Consider the following 1637-nt stretch of genomic DNA (forward strand, 5'->3'; position numbering starts at 1 on the left):
ACAGTCAGCGCCCTACTGTGGTGCAACCGATCAGTGGACAACTGGCATCTCCCGGCGAGCCGTTGCACGGAGTGCCGGGAAGCATGGCGCAGGCAGAACTGATGGCCGCCGGGCGGCTTCAGGCAGCCTACCTCAATGGGAAAATGGGCCGTACGGTAGCGGGTGGTCACATGCTGATCGGATTTCTGCAGCACGGCCAAGCGGTGGTGAAGGATCTGGGGCCGATCTGAGTTGGCCCGGGTGAGATAGGCCGTTACAGGCACTCAGCTCCCGAGCGTCGGCCAAGTGGGCGGCCTCCCGTGAGCGGTCGCCCCTCCTTTTCAGCTCTTCAGCGCGAGGGTGGTGGGCCCGATCGCAACTCCAGGATCTAGCTCAGTGCGGGCTCTTGCGCAGTCTCGAGTGAGGGAGCCTTCTTCGCCTGCGCTTTGGCATTCTTGGAGACTGCCCGGCGTATGCGCTGCTGAGCATCCTTCACCTTCTCTCCGTCCAGGACCTCACGTTTCAGAATCTCGTTGTTGAGAAGCTCAACAACTGCCTCCGACTCGATCTTCAGTTCCGGGAACAGGCGGCGAAGCTCTCGGCGGATGACAGAAACGACCGGCTCTCCGAGAACAACCTGCGCAACCGTGAACTTGTTGAGCACCGAGATGTGCTGGTGATACAGGCCCATCGCGTCAGAGGTGATTCCTTCTCTACAGAGTAGGAACAATTTGCGCTGGTCTTCTTCGTTCTTTAGGTTGACATCCGCTATGCAGAACGATGAGACGAGCTCGTACTCGATGGGTTGGCCGAACTTGATTCTGTAGAGGCGCCATTCCAGTGCGTTGGTGAGCACGATCCACTCGATGCCCTCGTGGGCGCCATAGTTGATGGCCTGGCGCAGATGTGTCTCGTTTAGCGAGATTGCTGCTGCTTTCACCTCGATCAGAACCCTGATCTTGCCGTCGATCTTCACCGCCAGGTCGCAAAACGTTCCCCTGATCTGCTGCTCGCTAGTCAGCTCGTTGTACTTGTCGTAGCCGAAGATGTCGGCAAGCATGTCCTTGACTAGGGTCACCGTATCGGCTTCAGACACATCTTTGGTCTTATGGGAAACAGCGACCGAGACCAGCGACCTTACCGTTGTCGGCCATCTGTCCGAGACCTTCTTTGGAATCTTCAGCACATCCATGCTCCTTCCCGTTGTCGTCTGCGAATACTGATGCTTTGAGCAGTCCTGCGCAATGGAGTGCAAGGGGGCAGGGGCGTCCCCGCCACCTGCTACCGTCCAGGCTGATCCTGCGCTGATTCGATAGTGTCCTGAAGGGCGGGATCTGGGAGAAATGCTGGCCACTGCCTCAAGGGCCAGCCAAAAGAGGACAAGATCGTATGCCCGCCCACTTGAGGCTTGCCTAGGCAGGGAGGGGCGATCCGGTTTTCGGGCCGGACATTCGCGTGAAAGGTGCATCCGCAATGGGAACCGATCATTGAGAGGGCACATGTGCATGAGCCAGTTCGGGTTGGGCTCGATGTCCTCGTCCGCAAGCGTGATGCTTCCCAGTGGCGGATCAGGGTGCTGACGCATCTGGCATGCGCCAGGCTGATGATGGGCGATACGGCTGTGGCCATTGCGGGACCGTCGGGGCACTGGACGGACG

Annotated in this window: 1 protein-coding gene and 1 pseudogene; one reads left to right on the forward strand and one right to left on the reverse strand. The window is 59.1% G+C overall.

The features are described 5' to 3' along the window. Positions 1 to 230, forward strand: a pseudogene (locus tag DBR20_RS22375) (hypothetical protein); the annotation flags it as partial. A 137-nt stretch (positions 231 to 367) separates the two neighbouring features. On the opposite strand, the gene DBR20_RS15600 reads toward DBR20_RS22375, so the two are convergent. Continuing rightward, positions 368 to 1171: a type I restriction enzyme HsdR N-terminal domain-containing protein gene (locus DBR20_RS15600; protein ID WP_181393103.1), complete on the reverse strand. Its 804-nt coding sequence runs from the start codon at positions 1169 to 1171 to the stop codon at positions 368 to 370. Between the last annotated feature and the right edge of the window lie 466 nt (positions 1172 to 1637).

It is taken from the genome of Stenotrophomonas sp. HMWF023 (assembly GCF_003060985.1).
Taxonomy (GTDB): Bacteria; Pseudomonadota; Gammaproteobacteria; order Xanthomonadales; family Xanthomonadaceae; genus Stenotrophomonas; species Stenotrophomonas lactitubi.

Excerpts from the sequence above, each read along its gene's own strand:
- DBR20_RS15600 (WP_181393103.1), bottom strand. The coding sequence starts at position 1,171 with ATGGATGTGCTGAAGATTCCAAAGAAGGTCTCGGACAGATGGCCGACA.